Origin of the sequence: Solibacillus ferritrahens (assembly GCF_037027585.1) — a bacterium.
GTDB classification, from domain to species: Bacteria; Bacillota; Bacilli; order Bacillales_A; family Planococcaceae; genus Solibacillus; species Solibacillus ferritrahens.
Genome location: NZ_JAXCLE010000004.1, coordinates 66,667 through 89,106, shown reverse-complemented (window position 1 = coordinate 89,106; position 22,440 = coordinate 66,667). Strand labels below are relative to the sequence as shown.

The 22,440-nt window shown below is 39.7% G+C and carries 21 protein-coding genes, 1 pseudogene, 1 riboswitch and 1 other annotated feature; of the genes and pseudogenes, 11 read left to right on the top strand and 11 right to left on the bottom strand.

Translation table 11 applies throughout. The features are described from left to right. Window positions 1-30: 30 nt before the first annotated feature. Both SNE38_RS05720 and SNE38_RS05715 read right to left on the bottom strand, forming a co-directional pair. The gene (locus SNE38_RS05720; RefSeq protein ID WP_336046082.1) at window positions 31-1,125 is read right to left on the bottom strand and encodes a 2-keto-3-deoxygluconate permease; all 1,095 of its coding nucleotides are present in this window, start codon (window positions 1,123-1,125) and stop codon (window positions 31-33) included. A 15-nt stretch (window positions 1,126-1,140) separates the two neighbouring features. Continuing rightward, the gene (locus tag SNE38_RS05715) at window positions 1,141-2,283 is read right to left on the bottom strand and encodes a glycerate kinase (RefSeq protein WP_191703261.1); all 1,143 of its coding nucleotides are present in this window, start codon (window positions 2,281-2,283) and stop codon (window positions 1,141-1,143) included. A 371-nt stretch (window positions 2,284-2,654) separates the two neighbouring features. Here SNE38_RS05715 and SNE38_RS05710 point away from each other — a divergent pair, with 371 nt between their 5' ends. Continuing rightward, window positions 2,655-4,007 carry a YjiH family protein gene (locus SNE38_RS05710; RefSeq protein ID WP_191703262.1) on the top strand — a complete coding sequence of 451 codons (1,353 nt, stop codon included), beginning with the start codon at window positions 2,655-2,657 and terminating at the stop codon, window positions 4,005-4,007. A gap of 70 nt (window positions 4,008-4,077) precedes the next feature. Here SNE38_RS05710 and SNE38_RS05705 read toward each other — a convergent pair whose 3' ends face one another. Continuing rightward, a complete protein-coding gene (locus tag SNE38_RS05705) occupies window positions 4,078-4,827 on the bottom strand; it encodes an SDR family NAD(P)-dependent oxidoreductase (RefSeq protein WP_191703263.1) in 750 nt (249 codons plus the stop codon). A 345-nt stretch (window positions 4,828-5,172) separates the two neighbouring features. On the opposite strand from SNE38_RS05705, the gene ilvA reads away from it, so the two are divergent. Next, entirely contained in the window at window positions 5,173-6,435 is a 1,263-nt protein-coding gene (gene ilvA, locus SNE38_RS05700; protein WP_191703264.1) for a threonine ammonia-lyase IlvA, read from the top strand. 76 nt (window positions 6,436-6,511) lie between these two features. On the opposite strand, the gene SNE38_RS05695 is transcribed toward ilvA, so the two are convergent. From SNE38_RS05695 to SNE38_RS05685, 3 genes are all read right to left on the bottom strand, one after another. Further along, a complete protein-coding gene (locus tag SNE38_RS05695) occupies window positions 6,512-7,306 on the bottom strand; it encodes an ABC transporter ATP-binding protein (protein ID WP_191703340.1) in 795 nt (264 codons plus the stop codon). Next, the gene (locus SNE38_RS05690; RefSeq protein WP_191703265.1) at window positions 7,299-8,339 is read right to left on the bottom strand and encodes an ABC transporter permease; all 1,041 of its coding nucleotides are present in this window, start codon (window positions 8,337-8,339) and stop codon (window positions 7,299-7,301) included. The genes SNE38_RS05695 and SNE38_RS05690 overlap by 8 nt, the downstream gene beginning before the upstream one ends. 208 nt (window positions 8,340-8,547) lie before the next feature. Beyond that, window positions 8,548-9,564 (bottom strand): ABC transporter substrate-binding protein, encoded by a 1,017-nt coding sequence (locus tag SNE38_RS05685; protein ID WP_336046080.1) that lies wholly within the window; start codon window positions 9,562-9,564, stop codon window positions 8,548-8,550. A gap of 291 nt (window positions 9,565-9,855) precedes the next feature. Then, window positions 9,856-9,900, top strand: a riboswitch (PreQ1 riboswitch). A gap of 6 nt (window positions 9,901-9,906) precedes the next feature. Between SNE38_RS05685 and SNE38_RS05680 the strand changes: the two genes are divergently transcribed. The 8 genes from SNE38_RS05680 to SNE38_RS05645 all read left to right on the top strand — a co-directional run bounded on the left by SNE38_RS05680 (window position 9,907) and on the right by SNE38_RS05645 (window position 16,524). Further along, a complete protein-coding gene (locus SNE38_RS05680; protein ID WP_191700740.1) occupies window positions 9,907-10,392 on the top strand; it encodes a QueT transporter family protein in 486 nt (161 codons plus the stop codon). Between the two features lie 171 nt (window positions 10,393-10,563). Then, window positions 10,564-10,771 (top strand) — a binding site (T-box leader). A 60-nt stretch (window positions 10,772-10,831) separates the two neighbouring features. Further along, a complete protein-coding gene (locus tag SNE38_RS05675; RefSeq protein ID WP_336046079.1) occupies window positions 10,832-11,815 on the top strand; it encodes a metal ABC transporter ATP-binding protein in 984 nt (327 codons plus the stop codon). A gap of 6 nt (window positions 11,816-11,821) precedes the next feature. Continuing rightward, window positions 11,822-12,859, top strand: coding sequence for an anthranilate phosphoribosyltransferase (gene trpD / locus SNE38_RS05670; RefSeq protein ID WP_336046078.1), 1,038 nt, complete (start codon window positions 11,822-11,824; stop codon window positions 12,857-12,859). Then, window positions 12,856-13,650: an indole-3-glycerol phosphate synthase TrpC gene (gene trpC / locus SNE38_RS05665; RefSeq protein WP_336046077.1), complete on the top strand. Its 795-nt coding sequence runs from the start codon at window positions 12,856-12,858 to the stop codon at window positions 13,648-13,650. The genes trpD and trpC overlap by 4 nt, the downstream gene beginning before the upstream one ends. Then, window positions 13,647-14,264 (top strand): phosphoribosylanthranilate isomerase, encoded by a 618-nt coding sequence (locus SNE38_RS05660; protein ID WP_336046076.1) that lies wholly within the window; start codon window positions 13,647-13,649, stop codon window positions 14,262-14,264. The genes trpC and SNE38_RS05660 overlap by 4 nt, the downstream gene beginning before the upstream one ends. Continuing rightward, window positions 14,261-15,448, top strand: coding sequence for a tryptophan synthase subunit beta (gene trpB / locus SNE38_RS05655; RefSeq protein ID WP_336046075.1), 1,188 nt, complete (start codon window positions 14,261-14,263; stop codon window positions 15,446-15,448). The genes SNE38_RS05660 and trpB overlap by 4 nt, the downstream gene beginning before the upstream one ends. Further along, on the top strand, window positions 15,445-16,224 hold the full coding sequence (trpA, locus tag SNE38_RS05650; protein ID WP_336046073.1) for a tryptophan synthase subunit alpha: 780 nt from the start codon (window positions 15,445-15,447) through the stop codon (window positions 16,222-16,224). Before trpB ends, trpA begins: the two co-directional genes overlap by 4 nt. 66 nt (window positions 16,225-16,290) lie before the next feature. Then, window positions 16,291-16,524: a sulfate permease gene (locus SNE38_RS05645; protein ID WP_191703273.1), complete on the top strand. Its 234-nt coding sequence runs from the start codon at window positions 16,291-16,293 to the stop codon at window positions 16,522-16,524. A 63-nt stretch (window positions 16,525-16,587) separates the two neighbouring features. On the opposite strand, the pseudogene SNE38_RS05640 reads toward SNE38_RS05645, so the two are convergent. The 5 genes and pseudogenes from SNE38_RS05640 to SNE38_RS05620 form a co-directional block, all read right to left on the bottom strand. Beyond that, a pseudogene (locus SNE38_RS05640) lies at window positions 16,588-16,826 on the bottom strand (AMP-binding enzyme); the annotation flags it as partial. A gap of 74 nt (window positions 16,827-16,900) precedes the next feature. After that, window positions 16,901-17,851, bottom strand: a complete 951-nt coding sequence (locus SNE38_RS05635; RefSeq protein ID WP_191703274.1) for an L-threonine 3-dehydrogenase — start codon at window positions 17,849-17,851, stop codon at window positions 16,901-16,903. Between the two features lie 271 nt (window positions 17,852-18,122). Next, window positions 18,123-18,443, bottom strand: coding sequence for a YolD-like family protein (locus SNE38_RS05630; RefSeq protein WP_191703275.1), 321 nt, complete (start codon window positions 18,441-18,443; stop codon window positions 18,123-18,125). 13 nt (window positions 18,444-18,456) lie between these two features. Beyond that, window positions 18,457-19,710 (bottom strand): Y-family DNA polymerase, encoded by a 1,254-nt coding sequence (locus SNE38_RS05625; RefSeq protein ID WP_336046071.1) that lies wholly within the window; start codon window positions 19,708-19,710, stop codon window positions 18,457-18,459. 432 nt (window positions 19,711-20,142) lie between these two features. Beyond that, the gene (locus SNE38_RS05620) at window positions 20,143-20,934 is read right to left on the bottom strand and encodes a carbon-nitrogen family hydrolase (protein ID WP_336046070.1); all 792 of its coding nucleotides are present in this window, start codon (window positions 20,932-20,934) and stop codon (window positions 20,143-20,145) included. Window positions 20,935-21,091: 157 nt separating this feature from the next. Here SNE38_RS05620 and SNE38_RS05615 point away from each other — a divergent pair, with 157 nt between their 5' ends. Continuing rightward, window positions 21,092-22,273 (top strand): pyridoxal phosphate-dependent aminotransferase, encoded by a 1,182-nt coding sequence (locus tag SNE38_RS05615; protein WP_336046069.1) that lies wholly within the window; start codon window positions 21,092-21,094, stop codon window positions 22,271-22,273. Window positions 22,274-22,440: the final 167 nt, after the last annotated feature.

The following is a 22,440-nucleotide window of genomic DNA, read 5'->3' as shown; positions in this document are numbered from 1 at the left end:
ATACAGCCTTATAGCTATAGCTTTATTTCGTTACACTTTATCTAAACCTGGATACTCCTCTGTCCCGATAATGCCTCTCTTCCTTTGATACCTATCTACTAAAATTACTGCTAATGGACACAGAATAGATGTAGTAATAGTTGAAATCGAAATTTGTGCAGTTGCGATAGGCACTATAGCTTCAATTTTCGCATAGTCAGCTGCACTCATTGCTCCTGAAGATACTGCGACAGCTGCTGCAGCTAAAATGGCTGCTGGAGTTGCTGCTGCATTACCTGCAGTTGAGGCTTCTGCAAATGGTGCAATAAAACTTTTTTCTTTGAACAGCTTAAATACTAAGACACCTGTAACTGAAGTAACAACGAATGTTAAAATTGCTAATACTAATCCGCCTGCAAGCACCTCTGGATTCAAGAAATTTGATAGGTTCATACCGGCACCTAATGAAAAGGCGAAGAACGGTATTAAAATTGATTCTCCTGGTTTTAAAAATTCGCGAATTTTTGGATCCAAATTCCCTAAAAGCATACCTATACCAATTGGTAATAAAACGGCGATAAATGAAATTACCGGGAATGCTGTACCTAAAAGACCTAACGAAACTAAAGTTAGAAACGGGCCATCATTAATTGCTAAAATAGATAAGCCCCCTACATCAGAGCGATTACCATATTGTCCAGTTAAAGCTGCGTACATACCACTATTACTATTTGTCATACCTGCAATAAGGGCTAACGTGGAAAGCCCCAAAATACCTGTCCATGGGTCAAACATAATTCCAAATAACATTCCTACTCCAAGACCACCAAAATATTTAGTTCCAGTTAAAAGAACGCCCTTTTTTAAGGATCTCCCACCAACTTTTAAATTCATTTGACTACCTACGATGAATAAGAATAATGCGATAAGTACTAATGCGCTATCTTTAAATAAGTATTGCGAAAATCCACCAATTCTTAAAAATTCATAGTAGCCGTCACTTGTCGGTGCAGTACCTAAAGCTTTTAAAATATTCATTACAAACGGAATATGCAATTGATCAATTGTATTTAATGTAGCCCCTAATAATAGTGGTATCACCATCATCCCACCAGGTACTTTTTCAATCGTATCCTTGATATTCAATATAAAAACCCCCTATTAATTTTTAATTTCGTTGTAAAAAAATGTCCTAACGACTTGCTCAGACGTTGAAACCAATAATTCCCCTGCTTTTAAGATAGCTTCTTCTAAATTCATTGGATGATTTATGATGCTATTTACACTTACAACACCATGCTCATATAAACTTTCAAACCCTTTACCTATGGATCCAGCTATTATAATTGTCGGTACATTTTTTAATTTTGCCCTTTGCGCTACTCCAAGCGGTGTTTTTCCATATACTGTTTGGCTATCAACTTTTCCTTCACCAGTAATGACTAAATGTGCATCATTTAAATATTCATTTAATTTAATAAAATCTAAAACGACATCCACACCTCTTTGAAATTCCACGGGGAAAAATGCTTGAAATGCTCCTCCAATTCCTCCTGCTGCACCTGCCCCTGCTTTTTCATGAAGTGTAATACTTGTAGTTGCCTCAATCATATTTGCCCAATGCACTAAATTTTCATCTAGAATTATGACTTCTTCTTTTGAGGCTCCTTTTTGAGGTCCGAAAACATGAGAGGCCCCAGTAGGACCAATTAAAGGGTTTTGGACATCTGAAGCAATCAAAAACTTACACTCTTTAATTCGTCGATCGAAATGAGATAAATTAATGTGGTGAATATTATTTAATTCACCCCCTCCAAATTTTATTTCCTCCCCCTTTTGATTTTGCAGTTTCATTCCTAATGCCTGTAACATGCCAGCTCCACCATCATTAGTTGCCGAACCCCCCAACCCAATAACAAATGACTTATATCCTTCATCTAATGCATGCTTTATAAGTTCTCCCGTTCCATAAGTTGTTGTAGTTAAGGGAGATAATTGACCATTTGGGACTAGATGTAACCCAGAAGCGGTTGCCATTTCAATTACGCATGTTATTCCATCACCTAACACTCCGTAAGTTGCATTTACTTTATTTCCTAATGGCCCTGTCACGGATATACATTTTTTTGTACCTCCAGTCGCCGCAACCAAAGTATCCATAGTACCTTCTCCACCATCACCAACTGGAAGCTTAATGGTTTTTACATCTCTAAAAGCCTGTCTAATTCCCATTTCTATGTAATTTGATACCTCAACGGCACTTAGGCTCCCCTTAAAGGAGTCCGGCGCTATAATAATGTTCATTATTACCCTCCTGTTTTGTAAACGCTTCCAACTAACTGAATTATAAGATTATTATTTTGTTACTTCTATATTAATAGTGACAAAAAAATTGCTTTTTTAGAGTAGAATTTTATTACATTTAACAAAATTTATTATTTCACTTCCATTAAGTACTAAAATAAAACAGCCAATAATACTCTTTTAGTTTGTTATCCTATAAATCCATGTTGAGGTATTATAAGTGTAAATATTTTTACATAGGGTAAAGATTAATCACCTCCCCACATCATACATTTCTGAAAATTTAATCTTTATGCAAAACAGTAGACAAATGAATATTCAAGATTTATAGTGTATAAATATTCAACTAATAAATTAAAGAGGTTATATATATGACAAAGAAATTTTCTTTTAACACGTGGTTTCTTTTTATAGCGTTTTCTGTGCTCGGTGTATTTATTTTTATTACTCCAATTGGAACAGAAGATGGTATAAAAGTGCCGATTGCTATTCTTGCTAATTTTTTGGCAGGTAAAGTTGAACCGTTTATTCATTGGTTCGCATTTATTGTGTTTGTAATTGCTGCTGTAGGTTCTGTAGCAATAAAATTCATACCACAAAAAAGTTCTCATTCTTTAGCGGATTCTTTATTCCGTGTTAATTGGTTTTGGACAGTTATGCGTGTGCTTGCGGTTGTTTTCGCAAGTATGTATATTTTCCAAATCGGTCCGGAAAGTTTAACAAGTGATGTAACAACAGGTGTGCTACTCGATCCTGCTGCCGGCCTTGTAACATTCATGTTTGTATTATTCCTATTTGCCGGGCTATTACTGCCATTATTAACTGACTTCGGTTTACTTGAATTTTTCGGGTCAATGATGGTGAAGATTATGCGTCCCCTATTCAAAATTCCTGGTCGTTCTGCAATAGACTGTTTGGCTTCATGGGTTGGTGATGGGACAATTGGTGTCTTACTAACAAGCAAGCAATATGAGGAAAAAAATTATACAGGTCGGGAAGCAGCAACAATCGCGACAACATTTTCTGTCGTTTCCATTACATTCTGTTTAGTCGTTGTTGAAACAATTGGCATTGGGGATTACTTCCTTGAGTTTTATGCTTCTGTTATCATTTGTGGATTAATTTTGGCGTTCATTATGCCGCGTATTTACCCGCTAAAGCAAAAGGCGGATACGTTAATTGACGGTAATGAAGTCCCTGCTAATCGTGAAGATGTACAAGAAGGCTTCAATGTATTTTCTTATGGCTTACACAATGCGTTGAATAAAGCGAATTCAAATCGCAACTTAGGTAAAATGGTGAAAAACGGTTTTGTGAATGTATTGGAAATGTGGTTTGCGGTAACGCCTATTATTATGGCATTCGCAACAATCGCATTAGTATTGGCCGAATTTACAAGCTTCTTCCGTATTTTAGGAATGCCATTTGAGCCGATTTTAGCGCTGCTTCAAATTCCTGAAGCTGGTGAAGCCGCTCAAACGATGATTGTAGGTTTTGCTGATATGCTATTGCCTTCAATTTTAGGGGCAGGCATTGAATCGGAAATGACACGTTTCTTCATTGCTACGGTATCTGTTACGCAATTGATTTACATGTCGGAAGTCGGTGGATTAATATTAGGTACGAAGCTCCCATTAAAGCTTTGGGATTTATTCATTATCTTCCTAATCCGTACAATTATTTCAATTCCAATTATTGCTGCAATCGCTCATTTACTATTCTAAATCGAACAAAAATAAAGGGCTGCCGAAAAATCAGATTTCCCTCTGACTTTTCGGGCAGCCCTTTATATATTTATTTTGTGCTAGTGAATCCACCGTCAATACGGATGACTTCCCCATTAATATATTCTGCTTTTGATGTTAATAGGAAAGTTACAAGCTCTGCCACTTCCTCTGGTGTTCCTAAGCGTTTTTGTGGAATTCCACTTGTTGCATTTTCCTTCATTTGCGGGTTTGCTTCGAAAAATGTTTTAACCATCGGTGTTTCAGTTGGTCCCGGTGCAATCGCATTGACACGTAATCCATCTTTTGCGTATTCTGCTACCATACTTTTCGTTAAGCCAATGATCCCATGTTTCGTTGCTGAGTATGTGACAACGGAATCTTGTCCAATAACACCCGCACTTGAGGCTGTATTCACGATTGCCCCTCCACCATTTTTTAACATAACTTCTGCTACATAACGTACCCCATACAATGCACCTAGTAAATTAATGCCGACTATCTGTTCAATTTCTTCGATTGTTGTATCTAAATAATATTTTCCGCTTCCTGAAATCCCTGCATTATTGAAGAAGTAATCGACAGAACCGAATTTCTCCATTGTTTCGTCTACATATTTCTTTACTTCCTCTGCTTTTGAAACATCTGCTTTAATAAAAATAGCATCGACGCCATGTGCTTTTACTTTTTCGACTGTTTCATTACCGCCTTTTTCACTTACATCCACTACTGCAATATTTATACCTTCCTGGGCCATACGGATAGCTGTCGATTGACCTAATCCGCTTCCCCCACCTGTAATGATAGCTGTTTTAGTCATATTTAATTCCTCCTAGATATGTTCTTGGAACTTGTAAATAATTGATGTACTACAACCAAATTTCCACTGCCATAACATTGTATTTTTTACCCCTTCACTTCTTTGTATAAACAAAAAAGCAACAGATGCAGGCTCTGACAATTCTTCATAAGGCTGTCCGTTTCCCAAAAAATCTATGCAATTTTTGGATGGAATAGGAATGGATTAAGTTACTCTCTCCAATAAAACGCTTTCATTATGAATAATTTAAGAACTTTCTAAATTTACTGACTTTTCATGTCTCTTAAGCGTAAATTTATGATAGAATGATGTAATCTTTAAACTGATTACGGAGGTTACATGAAAATGGAAGTTGCTCAACCTAAAACAATTGCAGTTGAAAATGTATTGATTGCCCACCATTTTTTAAAAGATGTCGTCGTGCATACCCCACTGCAGTTAAATGAATATTTATCCGAAAAGTATGGTGCAAAAATTTATTTTAAGCGTGAAGACCTACAGCATGTTCGGTCCTTTAAATTACGCGGTGCCTATTATAAAATCAAGAAAATCGAAAATGAGGCACGTGCTGCAGGTGTCGTCTGTGCAAGTGCTGGGAATCATGCACAAGGTGTCGCCTATGCCTGTGCAAAGCTTGAAATTAAAGCAACCATTTTCATGCCAAAAACAACGCCAAAACAAAAAATTGATCAAGTTCGTATGTTTGGCCGGAACTTTGTAGAAATTGTGTTAGCCGGTGATACATTCGATGACTCGGCGGAAAGCGCAGTAGCCTATTGTGAAGTAGAAAACCGCATCTTCATCCATCCATTTGATGATATTGACGTCATGGCTGGTCAAGGAACTGTGGCAGTAGAGATTATGAATGATATCGAAGAGCCGATTGACTATATTTTCGGTAGCATTGGTGGCGGCGGTTTAATGTCCGGAGTATCCGCATACATTAAAAACTTATCCCCTACGAGTAAAATTATTGGAGTTGAGCCTGCAGGTGCAGCAAGTATGAAGTCTGCATTTGAGAACAAGGAGCCCGTTTCTCTCGACTGGATTGATAAATTTGTCGATGGTGCTGCTGTTAAATGTGTCGGGCAGGAAACGTATGAAGTATGTAGGCATTATTTGGACGATATTATTACTGTACCAGAAGGAAAAGTTTGTACAACTATTTTAGACTTATATAATAAGCATGCAATTATTGCAGAACCAGCTGGAGCTTTATCGGTTGCAGCTCTTGATTTTTATGCGGAGCAAATTCGGGGGAAATCTGTTGTTGTCATTATTTCCGGCGGGAATAATGATATCGGACGAATGCAGGAAATTAAGGAACGCTCGCTTATTTACGAAGGGCTTCTCCATTATTTCATCGTCAGCTTCCCGCAACGTTCTGGTGCGCTAAGACAATTTTTGGCTGAGGTGCTCGGACCGAATGATGATATTACGACATTTGAATATACGAAGAAAAACAATAAAGAGAGTGGTCCGGCATTAGTCGGTATTGAACTTGCCCACCCTGATGATCGCGCCGGTTTAATCGAGCGTATGCTGGCCAATGGTTTTGAATATAAAGAGGTCAATAAAGACAGTACATTGTTTGCACTGCTTGTGTAGCACCTGGCTAAAACCTTCTTCATTTCATCTATATAAAAAATCCCGACAGTCATTCAATGATTGTCGGGATTTTAATTTAGCCTAATAGGGCGCGATCTGAATTCATTTTTTCTCCGCGGATATGCTCGAATTCGGACATTAAATCCGGAATAGTTAATGCTGGTTTTCGATTTTCTCCAACTTCTAAGATAATCTGCCCTTTATCCATCATAATTAAGCGATTGCCTAAGTCCAACGCCTGCTGCATATTGTGGGTAACCATCAGCGTTGTCAGCTTACTTTCTTCCACCAGTTTTTTAGTCAGCTTTGTAATAAGCTCCGCACGTGATGGGTCAAGTGCAGCTGTATGTTCATCGAGCAACAATATCGAAGGCTTTGTAAAAGTCGCCATTAATAGACTTAATGCTTGGCGTTCACCACCTGATAATAGGCCCACCTTTGCATTTAAACGGTTTTCCAAATTTAGATGCAACTTTTCCAAGGAAGCTTTGAAAAACTCACGGCGTTTTTTATCTACACCGAACCGTAGTGTCCGTTTGGCATTACGTGAATAGGCAATCGCCAAATTTTCTTCAATCGTCATCGTAGGTGCTGTACCAGCCATTGGATCCTGAAAAACACGGCCGATATGTACCGCACGCTTATATTCCGGTAAACGTGTTAAATCATTGCCATTAATAATGACGGACCCAAAGTCAGGTGTTAAGGCACCGGAAATCATATTCATCATTGTCGATTTCCCTGCACCATTACTTCCGATTATTGTGACAAAATCGCCAGGTGCTAAATTTAAATTAATATTATCCAATGCAATTTTTTCATCGGGTGTTCCTTCGTTAAATACTTTATTAATTCCATCCAATTTAAGCAAGGCCATTCCCTCCCTGCTCTACTTTCAATTTCGCCTTTTGTAGTGCCATACGTTCTTCCAAACGCTTTGCCTTACGCTTCTTTTCTTTATACTTGCTAACGATTTGTGGGATAACTAACGCTAAAATAACAATAAACGCTGTAATTAGTTTCATGTCGCCTGAATCTAACCATTTTACACGCAATGCTAATGCGTAAATCATTCGGTAAATTATTGCCCCGGCAATAACAGCAAATGTGACACGAACAATCGACTTTGTTCCGAAAATTGCTTCACCGATAATAACAGATGCTAGACCGACAACAATCATCCCGATACCTAATCCAACATCCGCAAATTTTGTATATTGCGCAATTAATGCCCCAGATAATGCAACCATACCGTTTGAAATACCTAATCCTAAAATAACTAATGAATCTGTGTTTGCCGAAAAGCTGCGAATCATTCGTTTATTGTCCCCTGTTGCACGGATTGCCAAGCCGACTTCCGTTTTTAAGAACCAGTCAACGATAAGTTTAATAATAAACGTAACGACAATCATTAAGGCTAAAATTCCCCAAGTCGTGGGCACCGTTGCAAGACCCATTGACTTTAATGCATTTGAGATTACTGAATCAATGCCTAGCCCCGACCAAAAATTACCGAATGTCGAAAAGATTGTTTCTGAATTTAATAGTGGAATATTTGGTCTCGTTACACCAGTATCGGAACTTAATCCCATAATACGAAGATTGATGGAATAAAGAGCGATCATCATTAAAATCCCTGCAAGCAGCGGATTAATTTTCCCTTTAGTGTGTAAAATTCCTGTCATACATCCAGCAATAAATCCAGCAACTGTTGCGACCAATGTTGCGAGTATAGGATTATAGCCAAGTACAATCATCATTGCTGCAGTACCTGCACCCGTTACAAAGCTTCCATCAACCGTTAAATCCGGAAAATCCAACACCCGGAACGTTAAATAAACACCAAGTGCCATAATTGCATAGATGATTCCTTGCTCTACCGACCCAAACAAAGCTGTAAACATTCTGAATCATCTCCTACTATAGTTTTTTCCATTACACCATGGCGAGCGTAAGAACACTCGCGACCACTAAAAAGAGGTTAAACGTTAATTCGCGCTGGGATCCCCTCAGACAACCAGCCTTGACCTCATTACGATGACTTTAGGCTGATCTTCCTTTTGGATACAAGCGCGAATATTTATTCCTGGCTATTGTTTACCAGCTTTCAAATTATTGAACTTCTGCTTCCCATTCAGGTTTAACTTCCAACCCTAAATTTTCTGCAGTCGCTTTATTAATGACTAATTTTAAGTTCGCTGGATATGCTGCCGGAATTTCGGAAGGAGATTTCCCTTCCAGTAAAATTTGAGCTGCCATTTGCCCCGCTTCATAACCGATATCATAGTAATTGAAACCGTATGCTGCCAATCCGCCACGTGCTACAGAATCCAACTCACCAACAATTAATGGTAGTTTATTTGCATTTGCCACATCGATAACTGATTCTAATGCATTTACAACTGTGTTATCTGTAATGATGTAATACGCTTCTACTTTACCTAATAATGATTCTGTTGCTTGTTTTACTTCCGCTGATGTTGAAGCAGATGCTTCTACAATTGTAATACCTTCTTTTGCTGCTAATTCTTTAGCAGTTGAAATTTGGGCTACAGAATTTTGCTCCCCTGCGTTATACACCATCCCTACATTTTTCACACCTAGTTCTTTTAAGAATGCCATTGTTTTCGGCATTGTTTCTGGGTGTAAATCAATTGTTCCGGTAACATTTGACCCTGGAGTTGCCATTGATTCGATTAATTCCGCACCTACCGCATCTGTTACCGATGTGAAAATGATTGGAATATCTGCAGTTGCACCTTTTGCCGCCTGTGCAGATGGTGTCGAGTTCGCAAAAATTAAGTCTACATTATCACTTACTAATTGTTGTGCAATTGTCATGTTTGCACTGTTATCTCCATTAGCTGATTTATCCACATACTCTGCTTTAATCCCTGCATCTTCAATCGCCTTTTTGAATCCTTCTTTTGCCGCATCTAATGATGGATGCTCTACGATTTGCGTTGTTCCAATTTTAAATGTTTTTGCTTCATCAGTTTGTGCAGTCTCTTTTGTTCTGTCACTTGCTGTAGCATTAATAGCAGTATCTTTCTCTTCTCCACCGCATGCTGCTAATAGTAAAAGAAGCCCAAATACTAAAAAGGAAAGCTTCGTTAATTTACGTGTCATCTATTTATCCCCCCATTATTCTCTGTCACTTTAAAGCGACGAACTTCATTTGGATGAAGTGTGAATTAAAATTATATTACCTCTTCATTTTCAGATAGTCAATAAGATTTAGAATGTTCAGAAATTAATATATATACTAGTAAATGCACTAATGTTAATTTCGTGCTTTAAACTGCTAAATCGCGTTTATTTCATTCAAAATTTTATTATTTGTCAATTTATTGAACAATGATGGAAAATTAGTTCTATAATTCTTTACTTTCGTTTTTAATATTGCTATGATTGCAGTTGCTTTGCGTGGTTCGTAACCATCCCACGTTAAAAAACTAGGAGGAATTTAATATGAAAGTAAAGTTTCTTGCAACAAGTGCAATTATTGCAGCATTATATATTGCAATTACAATGCTAGTTGCCCCGATTAGTTTTGGACAAGTACAGTTTCGTATTGCCGAAATATTTAATCATCTAATCGCCTTCAACCCCCGTTTTATGCTGGGTGTTGTATTGGGTGTATTTTTTTCAAATTTTCTTATGTCATCGGTTGGTCCAATTGACCTGATTTTTGGCGTGGGACATACTATTCTTACACTAGGAATTTTTATTTTCATTTGTAAGTTTGTAAAAAACATTTGGGCACGTTTAGTTATTAATACGACACTCTTTACGTTTACAATGTTTATCATTGCGGCACAGCTTAACCTAGTACTGGACTTTCCGTTTTGGGAGACATGGTTATTTGTAGCATTTGGGGAGTTTGTTGTTTTAGCTGTTGGTGCACCTATCATGTACACTTTAAATAAACGACTTGATTTCAAAAAATTGATCTAACATATATCGTTTCACCCACTGGTCATTAGCCGGTGGGTTTTTTGTTTAAGTTTTTTTAGAATTGTTTGACATTTTTATTTTCAGTGTTAGAATAAGCATATTCAAAATATTACATTACGGTAGCAGGTTGCGGGAGCGCGACCACCGTTTCAGTTGAGAAGAGTTTAGTTGAGTAAATTGTTGAATAAGAAGAGTAGCATTTTCCGTTTTGTGCAGAGAGCGTATGGTTGGTGAAAATACGTCAAAAGGTAAATGTGAATGGGCCTTATGAAAGCTGCCGGCATTAGTTGGCGGACGGTACCCTACCGTTATCAGGTTTAAGTGGAGGCTATTTTATAGCTTCAATCGAGGTGGCAACGCGGTGCAGATCGTCCTCAGCAAAAGTTTATTCTTTTGCTGGGGACTTTTTTTATTCCCAAAATTAAAAGGAGTGTGTCGAATGGTAATTCAACAACGTTTTCGTACATCAATGAAAAAAGTGAACGGTGATTTACTGACACCGATTTCCATTTTCCAACGTTTAAAGGGCCACCGAAAGTTTCTTTTGGAAAGCTCGTCCAAGTATGAAGGTGATGGACGCTATTCCTTCATCGGCGTCAATCCAAGAAAAACCTATAGTGGGATTGGACAGCAGCTTATCGATAAATCACATCTGTCCAATAGAGAGTACACATACGATGGTGAGCTTATTCAATTAATAAAACAGGTAATGCCGCGCATATCATCGCATACCGAATATCCGTTTACAGGCGGGGGTATTGGCTATATTCATGCCTTGCAAAAACCATTGCCTGAACTGCAGTTTCACGTTTACGATACACTCGTTATTTTTGATCATTTAACAGACGAGATTGCTGTTTTCCATACGAATATCGAAGCTGAGCAGGATGAGCCGAATATCGATGTAATGATTGAACAGTTGTTTACAAGCACAACACCTGCCGAAAAGTCGTATACCTTAAACGATGTCGAAAAAGAGCGAAATGGTCATTATGCCGCACGATTTACTGGAGATACCCTTTCGCTTTATCGAAAAATGCGGATTGATTATGCTGCACCTTATATGTATTATGTCGAATTTGATGATTGCACTGTACTTGGAACATCACAGGTAAACTTTATGCAAGTACGGGACGGATCTATTTCAGTTACAAACAAAGCATTGCCGATAGAGCCATTTAGTGTGGAAAATTCAGTGCAGAAATTGGCCACAACAACACAAGGCTCACTGAACCCAACGTTGCATGCGATTGATATTGTAAAGGAGCTTCTGCCGGCACAAGGCTATATCGGCTATATCGGCTTTAACGGGCAAGTCGATTTTACGACACCCGATAATACAATAACGATTCAGGGAAATGTTGCACATCTTCACACAGAAACGAGTGAGGATGTCCCATTCCACTCACTATTGAAAGGATGAGTATGTATGCCTTTACTTCCATATATTGAAAAAATCGAGCGAAAAGAACATTTAGTTTTTAAAGAGATGCAACAGGCTGCACAACTCATTTTTAATGAGCAGACACCAAAAGAGCAGATAGCTGCCTTTTTAACAGCGATGAGTATCAAAGGTGAAACAGCACATGAAGTTGCCGGGCTCGCTTCTGTCATGAAATCACATGCCGTTTCTGTCGATGCACCAGAAGGTATTTATATCGATAATTGTGGTACAGGTGGCGACGGTCTTCAAAGCTTCAATATTAGTACGACCGCAGCTTTCGTGTTAGCCGGCGGGGGCATTTTAGTTGCAAAGCATGGTAACCGGAAAGTGTCGAGCGCTTCAGGCAGCTCGGATGTTTTAGAAGCACTTGGCATTACCCTACTCCCGGATACAGCACAAACGATAGATTTATTGAAACAGCACGGAATCGCCTTTTTACATGCACCAAACATGCATCCAAAGCTAAAGCGGATCGGCGAAGTTCGACAATCACTTGGAAAGCCGACAATCTTTAATTTAGTCGGACCTTTAACAAATCCTGTACCTTTGAAAACTCAATTCGTTGGTATTAACCGCCCTAACTTTACTACGGATTATGCTGAAGTGCTGCACATGCTCGGACGTGAGCGCGCGATTGTCGTATCAGGGGCACAAGGAATGGATGAGGCATCATTGGACGGTGAGAATACATTCGTCCTTTTAGACCACGGTGATATTATTCCGTTTAAGCTTCGTGCGGAAGATGTAGGTTTAACTGCACAGCCATTATCAGCTATCCGTGGTGGGACCCCTTCTGAAAACGCAGTTATTATGCGCGATTTATTTAAAGGAAAGCAAAGTGTATATTTCGACACAGTCGTGTTAAATGCCGGCATTGGATTCTTTGCATATGGCTTAGCGAGCACGATGAAAGAAGGTATCGACATGGCAAAGGACAGCATCCTGTCGGGTCGTGCATATGAAAAGCTAGAAAGTGTTGTTGCCTATAACAAAAAAGTGATGCAGGAGGAAACGATTATATGACTATTTTAGACCGAATTATAGCGAAAAAAAAGCTCGAATTACCTGCTTTACTTGCATCAGCACCAAACTTTCCAACAATTGATAAGGTACGTCCCTCTTTATATAAAACATTAATTACAGCCAGTACGTTGCAAGTCATTTCTGAAATGAAGCGCGCCTCTCCATCAAAAGGTGATATTGCGACACATATCGACCCTGTTGAACAGGCTAGACAGTATGAGGAAGCCGGGGCTGCCTGCATTTCCGTTTTAACAGAGCAGGCATTTTTTAAAGGCAGCTTCGAAGATTTACATGCGGTAGCAAATGCGGTGGATATTCCGGTGTTATGCAAAGACTTCATGATTCATGAAGTGCAGATTGACTATGCAAAGGCTGCAGGTGCTTCAGTCATTTTATTGATCGTGGCGGCATTAACGGATGAACAATTAAAGGCACTTTACACATATGCAACTGAGAAACAGCTGGAAGTTCTTGTAGAAGTACATGATACGGAAGAGTTACAGCGTGCACTCAATATTGGTGCGAAAATTGTCGGTGTAAATAATCGTAACTTAAAGACATTTGAAGTTTCTTTAACAACTACCGCTGAAATTGCCCAGCACCTTCCCCCTTCTTCCATCGCATTTATTAGCGAAAGTGGCATTTGGAACGCTGAAGATGCGCATTTTGTGGCGAATGCAGGCGCAAAAGGCGTTTTAGTTGGCGAATCCTTAATGGTGAGCGGAAACGTCAAGAACTCCCTTAAAGCACTACAAATCGACATCATAGCGAAGGTTGGCGAAAATAGATGACTAAAGCAAAAATTTGCGGATTGAAAGAAATCGAACATGTCGAAGCTGCGGTAAAAGCTGGAGCTGATTTTATCGGATTCATGTTTGCGCCCAGTAAACGACGCATTACAGTAGAGGAAGCAGCTGAATTAGCAAAAGTAATTCCAAGTACGGTAAAAAAGGTTGGAGTTTTTGTAAATGAACAGAACGATGTCATTCGACAAATTGCCGATCAAGTCGGACTCGACTATATCCAGTATCACGGAGATGAAACGCAGGAGCAAATACAGGAAATCGGCCTACCAGCTATTAAAGCATTTTCGATTCGTGGGGAAGAAGATGTTAAGCGAGCGGCAACCTATAATGTCGACTACTATTTATTTGATGCGCCAGGTACAGACTTCCGTGGAGGTAGTGGAGAATCATTTGACTGGATGCTTTTGGATAAAGTAAATATTCCGATGAATAAGGTCATTTTAGCAGGTGGTTTAAATGAAGAAAATTTAGGACTGGCGATAATGCTGGTCGAGCCATTTGCTGTAGATGTTTCAAGTGGTGTAGAGGTAGATGGTCGAAAAAGTTCGACAGCGATTACGAATTTTATTGAAATAGCAAAAGGAGAGTTGATTTTATGACGACAGTAAAAGGACGCTTTGGACGATTTGGCGGTCAATTCGTGCCCGAGACATTGATGACTTCACTTGAAGAATTGGAGCTTGCATATGAGGAAGCAAAAAAAGACCCCTCATTCCAGGAAGAACTTGATTATTATTTAAAGCAATATGTCGGACGGGAAACTCCCCTTTATTTTGCGGAGCGTTTAACGAAAAAAGTCGGCGGTGCGAAAATCTATTTAAAACGTGAAGATTTAAATCATACTGGCGCTCATAAAATAAATAATGCGATCGGCCAAGCACTTTTAGCAAAACGTATGGGGAAGAAGAAGATTGTTGCTGAAACAGGTGCAGGTCAGCATGGTGTTGCAACGGCAACTGCGTGTGCATTGCTTGATATGGAATGTATCGTTTATATGGGGGCAGAAGATGTACGCCGTCAGCAACTGAACGTTTTCCGTATGGAGCTGCTCGGGACAAAAGTTGTTGCGGTAGAAAAAGGTTCTGCAACATTAAAAGATGCAGTTAATGAAGCATTGCGACACTGGGTTACTCATATTGAAGATACTCACTACATTTTAGGATCGGCACTTGGGCCACACCCCTTCCCTACAATTGTGCGTGATTTCCAGCGTGTCATTGGGGATGAAACACGTGCCCAAATTTTACAGCAGGAAGGACGCCTTCCGGATACAGTTATTGCTTGTATTGGCGGCGGCAGTAATGCGATTGGCATGTTCTATCCCTTTGTGGAAGATAAGGAAGTCGCACTATATGGTGTGGAAGCAGCAGGTGCAGGGATCGATACAAATCGGCATGCAGCAGCGATTCATGAAGGGAAAACAGGCGTCCTACACGGGGCTTTCATGTATTTACTGCAGGATGACAATGGATTCATTCAAGAAGCACATTCTATTTCAGCCGGATTGGATTATCCAGGAGTAGGTCCTGAACATTGTCATTTACATGAAACAGGCCGTGCATCCTACCCTTCTGTTACAGATGAACAGGCACTTGAAGGTGTGAAGCTGTTATGTGAAACGGAAGGAATTTTACCGGCATTGGAAAGTGCCCATGCCGTTTACTATGCAGCACAATTTGCCAAAGACCGCCCTGCAGATGAAATTATTGTCGTGTGCTTATCAGGACGTGGGGACAAAGATGTTCACACATTAATGGATAAACTTGGAGGTGACGTGAAATGACATTGCAAAAACAGCTTGAAGACGTATTAGCAACTGGGGATAAAGCATTTGTTCCTTACATTATGGCTGGTGATGGAGGTATCGAAACATTAAAGCCAACTATTTTAAAGCTCCAGCAAATCGGTGTATCGGCCGTTGAAGTGGGTATTCCATTTACAGATCCTGTTGCAGATGGACCAACGATTGAACAGGCTGGAGAACGGGCACTTGCGCATGGTATTACACTAAGAAAAGTGTTGGCAGAGTTAACAAGCTTTTCACAGGAAATTCATATCCCGCTAGTTGTAATGACTTATTTAAACCCAATTTTGGCATATGGTATTGAAGACTTTGCAAAGGATGCAAAGCTTGGTGGTGTGCAAGGGCTAATCGTACCGGATATGCCGTTTGAGGAAAGTGCTTTACTCCATACTGCATTAAAGGAACATGGCATTGCGCTTGTTCAGCTCGTTTCATTAACGAGTCCTGTTGAGCGAATAAAAAAATTGGCCGCAGCGAGTGAAGGATTTATTTATGCCGTAACAGTCAATGGAATTACTGGCGAACGTGTGAGCTTTGCAACAGAACTTGCTGGGCATTTCGCGAATTTGAAAGCAGCAAGCAACATCCCAGTTTTAGCAGGCTTCGGCATTTCAACAATTGAACATGTGAAAAGCTTTGGGGACATTGCAGATGGAGTGATTGTCGGCAGTAAAATTGTTACTGCACTAGTTGAGCAAGACTGGGCAACGATTGAAGCGCTAGTGCAGGCGACGAAAAAAGCTACGATAAATTAGTCTACTTTCTCTTTCCTTCCTGTGGTATCGTTTACTTATTAAGTAGTAGCGGATGGAGGCCAATGAATGAGTGTAAAGGATTTTTTTGCTGGGATATTTTTCATCGCACTTGCAGGTTATTTTACGTATGTTTTAGTCGACAATATGTCATTACTCTTTATTGAGAGTACGACAGTTTGGCAATATTTTGTTGCATTCTTTCGTGTAGCGCTTATTATTTTCCTTTTCAACCTAGGACTTTCCTTAATGAAACGCTTCTTCACAGGTGGAAAAGCAACAAAAAATGGGAACGCTCGTTAACTCGAAGCGTTCCCATTTTTTCTGCAATTCTGTATTACACTTGGAGCTGTGGATAAATTTCATTCACATTTTCGCGTAGCGTAGCTTTGCTTTTAAGAACTTCCCTACAGAAGTTTTCGGAATTTCTGTTAGGAATACGATATCATCCGGTAACCACCATTTTGCAAATTGTCCTTCCAGAAATGCAGTCAGTTCTTCTTTTAATACGACACATGCCAGTGGTCGCTCCTGCCATTTAGCATGTGGAATTGCGATTACAGCTGCTCAAATACCGCTTCATGGGACATAAGTGCATTTTCTAGTACTTATATAAAAAAGCGAGTGAACTGTTTTCCAACAGCCACACTCGCTTCACTAATCAATTGCGTTAAAGAAATCAAACCGCGTTTTGTGCTAATCGTACTTTTAGTTTCTCCAGCATATCAACCGTCATTTTCTCTAAATCATAGCTTGCTTTAAAACCCCATTCTTCAATTGCAGCTGATGAATCAATAGCATTTGGCCAGCTGTCCGCAATTGCCTGACGTACCGGATCTACATCATAATCCATTGTGAAGCTTGGAATATGCTTTTGAATTTCCGCTGCAATCTGCGACGGCTCAAAGCTCATCGCTGAAATATTAAACGCATTGCGATGTATAAGCTTCGCCGGGTCTGCTTCCATTAAATCAACTATTGCCTGTAGTGCATCCGGCATATACATCATATCCATATACGTACCTTCTGCAATATAAGATGTGTAACGACCTTCTGCAATCGCCTTATAATAAATATCGACCGCATAATCCGTTGTTCCCCCACCTGGTGGCGTTACATACGAAATTAACCCTGGGAACCGGACTCCACGCGTATCCAGTCTATAGCGTGTATAGTAATAATCACATAATAATTCGCCCGCTACCTTGTTTACTCCGTACATTGTAGTTGGACGCTGTAATGTATCTTGTGGTGTATTGTCCTTTGGCGTAGAAGGACCGAATGCGCCGATTGAGCTTGGCGTGAAAAACTGCATATCGAGCTCACGTGCTACTTCAAGTGCATTCATTAAACCGCCCATATTTAAATTCCATGCGAAAACTGGATTTTTTTCTGCTGTTGCTGATAGTAGTGCAGCCATATGAATCATCGTATCTGCGCCAAAATCATGTGCGAGCGCATGCATGCGTTTCCCATCTGTTACATCCAATACTTCAAATGGACCTTCATGCTGATCAATTTTCCGAATATCTGTTGCCAATACATTGTCAACGCCATACGTATGACGTAATTTCTCTACTAATTCCGAACCAATTTGACCTAAAGCGCCGGTCACCATAATTTTTTTCACGATGAAGCCTCCCTATCCTTTAAAAGACGAATCCACCCCTAAATATTGCTGAACTCTATCTATTATTTTTTATTCACTAAAAACAATTGTCCTTAAGGAAAGTACAATCATCTACAATGAAAACTTGATGTTCAAAGATTTCCATGAAATTGATTATAGGGTGTTCTTTTGTAAAAAACAATATTTTTTGAATATTCTTTTTCAGCGATACATTTGTACGTGTACAAAATCCGCATGGAGAAATGCCTGCTAGATAGATATAGTGGGAATTTTAATCATCCAATATCGCTTCATAAATATTATGAAATAGAATTTTTCGGTTGTCTGTTAGCTTCACATATTGTTCGTGTACATTTACTTTTTGAATAATACCTGTAATTGTATAAATGCCTGTTTGCTCCCATACTTTCAATTGGATGGGGCTAGCTTCTGAATAGGCTCTCTGTAAATTTTCATTAATTTGTTCCAATTGAGCTTCATCCAATTCAGGCTGTATCACCAGTGCGTCCTCTTCCTGCCATTCACGCAATAACTTTACATGCTCGGGTAACATCATCGCGGTCCATTTAATCACACCTCTATCTTTGTTCATCGCGTTCACTCCCTTATTGTTTATGTCCGCCTACTAATGTCGACCGTGCAAGTGCTGTACCCGCATCTGTATAGGAAACAGCACGTAATAAGGCAGTCGTTCCGTATTTTGTACGTAAACGGTCCATCGTTTCCCCGAGCTTACGGTTACGCCACCTCTTCTCATCAAATAAGCTGAGCTGCATTGAATATTCACTTTCGATGTTACTTAATGTAATCGTAATTTTGCGTGCTGGGCGTTCTGCGTAAAATTCGTCGAGTAATTGTTTGCATACTTCAAAAATCTTCAATGTATCATTTGTCGGCTCATCGATTGTGCGCGAACGATGGAATCCACCTCCGAAGGCATCTTTACTATAGCTAAGCCCCAATGATATCGTTCGTCCGATTTTCTTTGCTTCCCTTGCACGCCTTGCTACGTCTTCGCACATTTCAAGCAGTACGACTAAAATTTCCTTTCGGCTGCGGTAATCACGCATGAGCATTTGCCCCTTTCCGAAGCTGATTTGCCCCTGCAGGATTGGTGCACCAACAGTCGAGTGATCAATTCCCCATGCATGATAATAGAGCTGATTACCCAACACTCCAAAGCGCTTTTCCAGTAGGGATAAATCGGTATGCGCTAAATCATAAACAGAGTAAATACCCATATGATTCAGCGTTTTTTCTGTACGACGACCAATTCCCCACATTGTAGATAGCGGCATTATCGGCCATAATTTTTCCGCTACATCATTATATGTCCATTTCGCAAATCCCGTTTTCTTTGCTTCAATATCCAGCGCCAGCTTTGCCATGAGCATATTTGGTCCAAAACCGACTGCACATGGAATGTCAAATTGGTTGTAAATAAGTTGTTGAATATACTGCGCCGTTTCTTCAGGAGGTCCCCATAATTTTTCTGTGCCTGTCAAATCGATAAAGCTTTCATCAACGCTATATACATGAATGGCCTCTTTTGGAACGAAATTGTTGAACAAACGTGTAATTTCCATCGACATACGAATAAAGAGTGACATTCGTGGCTCAAATAGACGAATGTCCGGATGTGGCGGGATTTCATACAAACGTGAACCGGTAAGAATATTAAAGCGCTTTTTCATCGGTGGTGATGCAGCAAGTACGACGCTTCCCTTTTGCTGAAAATTACCGACAATTGCAATTGGCACTTCCATCACATTTAAATTTTCTAACGATGCGATACAGCTCGCGTAAAAGCTACGCATATCAATACATATAATCGAGCGTTCTGGTGCATTTTCATACATGAAGCTCATCTCCTTAAAGAGAACGTTTGTTCTTATATTAAAATGAGACATGTGAGATGGCAAGTGGTAAGTAATGGGGAACTTTGTGGAAGGGTAATTTTATTTCGCCAAGTATTTTATGTTTTTCGCCAAATTTGAGTTCTTAATAGTCAAACTAGCGGATATTATAGCAACTTTTTACGGTGGGAAATTTTATTCGCCTCTTATAAGGTTATATTCGTCAACTGTAGCTACTTAATCGCCACCTTCACTTACTTAATCGTCAATGGGTTTTACATATTCGTCACTTAAGTACGGATAACCGTCACTTTCAATTTTAATAGACAATTTAATTTTTTATTCGCCACTTGATGCAACTTAATCTCCACTCTCTATTTTTTAGGTGAAACATAAAAAAAGCGTACCCATATCCACCTGGTACGCTTCAAAAATTTATTCTTTTATCACTTTCTCATAAAGAGCAGGGCGTCTATCTTCGTAAACTGGGATTCGTCCGCGCACTTCATCAACATTTGAAAAATCAACATCAATAATTGCGAGCTCTTCATCTTCTGCACCTGTCCAAAGAACCTCACCCCATGGACCGATAATCATCGATTGCCCGTTGAAATTTTCTACTTTGCGCGCGATGCGATTTACCGCAATGACGAAGCACTGATTTTCAATGGCACGAGCCTGCAATAAAATTTTCCAATGATCAATACGTGGAGTTGGCCATTGTGCCGGGACAAATAATACCTTTGCACCGTCCAATGCATGGGAACGCAACCATTCCGGGAAACGTATGTCATAACAAATGACACCACCAGCCTCCAGCTCATCTAATGCAAAGCGGTTCATCTCATTGCCTGACTCTAAATACAAATGCTCATCCATTAAACGGAATAAATGTGCTTTACTATACTCGCCAACTAATTCGCCAACACGATTGTATGTGTACATCGTATTATAAAACTTGTCGTCACGTTTTACCGACACGGAACCACCGACAATATGTACTGCCAATTCCTTTGCTAACCCACTTAAAAATGATTTCGTACGTTCACCGTTGACATCAGAAAGCTCACCTAATTTTTCAAGTGCATAACCTGTATTCCACATTTCCGGCAATACGATGATTTCTGCACCACCTGCTGCCGCTTCACGAATAAACTTCTCCGCACGCTCATAGTTTTCATCTACTTTTCCAAAACCTACATTTAGTTGGATACAGCCGATTTTCATAAACAGCACCGCCCTTAAATAAATTACCTACGAAATATAGTTTTCGCATACTTACCTTCTATTGTAACATTCCAATTCAAGTTATCAAAATCTTCACTTTACTTAAACCTAGAAAAGTACTAAGATTAATTTTAATATTTTTAAAGGATGATGAATAATGGAATTTTCAAAAAAGCTACAACAGCTTCCTCCACAATTTTTTGCAGCACTTTTGAATAAGGTGAATGCTGCAGTGGCTGAAGGTCGTGATGTCATTAATTTAGGTCAGGGTAATCCAGACCAGCCAACACCAGCACATATTGTTGAAGCATTGCAGATGGCAGCAACTGATCCGCAAACACATAAATATTCCCCATTTCGCGGTATTGCGGAATTAAAACAAGCGGCAGCTGATTTTTATAAGCGGGAGTATAATGTGGAGATTGATCCGCATACAGAAGTTGCAATACTTGGCGGGACAAAGATTGGTCTAGTCGAACTTCCGCTTGCGCTATTGAATCCTGGGGACTACATGCTTCTTCCAGACCCTGGCTATCCTGATTATTTGTCGGGAGTCGCGCTTGCCGAAGTTAAGTTCGATACAATGCCATTGAAAGCAGAAAGTCAGTTTTTACCGGACTATGGTGACCTGGCTGATGAAGTAAAGCAACGTGCCAAGCTAATGTATTTAAACTACCCGAACAACCCTACTGGCGGTGTTGCAACAAAGGAATTTTTTGAGCAAACCGTTCAGATGGCAAAGGAAAACCATATCGCTGTTGCACATGACTTTGCCTATGGTGCAATTGGTTTTGATGGAGAGCGTCCTCCAAGCTTTTTGCAGGCTCCTGGTGCAAAGGAAGTTGGCATTGAGCTCTATACTTTGTCGAAGTCGTATAATATGGCGGGATGGCGTATTGGATTTGCTGTAGGAAATGCGAAAATGGTGGAAGCAATTAATATTATTCAAGATCATCTATTTTGCAGTCAGTTTCCAGCAATTCAGCATGCAGCAGCCATTGCACTGAATGAAGAGCAAACTTGTGTGGAAGAAGTGCGAGATTTATATGAACGAAGACGAAATGTCCTTGTTGAAGAAGCTCAAAAAATTGGCTGGCACATTACGGCACCAAAAGGCTCATTTTTTGCCTGGCTTCCTGTCCCTACACCGTATACGAGCGAGCAATTTGCCGACCTTTTACTAGAAAAAGCGGATATTGCTGTTGCTGCGGGAAATGGATTTGGTGAGTATGGGGAGGGCTATATTCGTGTCGGGCTACTCGTGGATGAAGAGCGTTTGCACGAAGCCATGCAGCGGGTGGCGAAGCTTGGACTTTTTACAGAAATGCTGTCCAAGTAAACAAGCACTGCCGTTTAAAAATGTCAAAATTGACTTACAAAGAAGAACACGGTGTTTATTCGCCAAATAAAAATTATATTATCCACTTTTTTAACAATAATAGCCATTTAGATAAGCTTAATCGCCAATTTCAATCGAATAATCGCCACTCTCACTTACTTAATGGA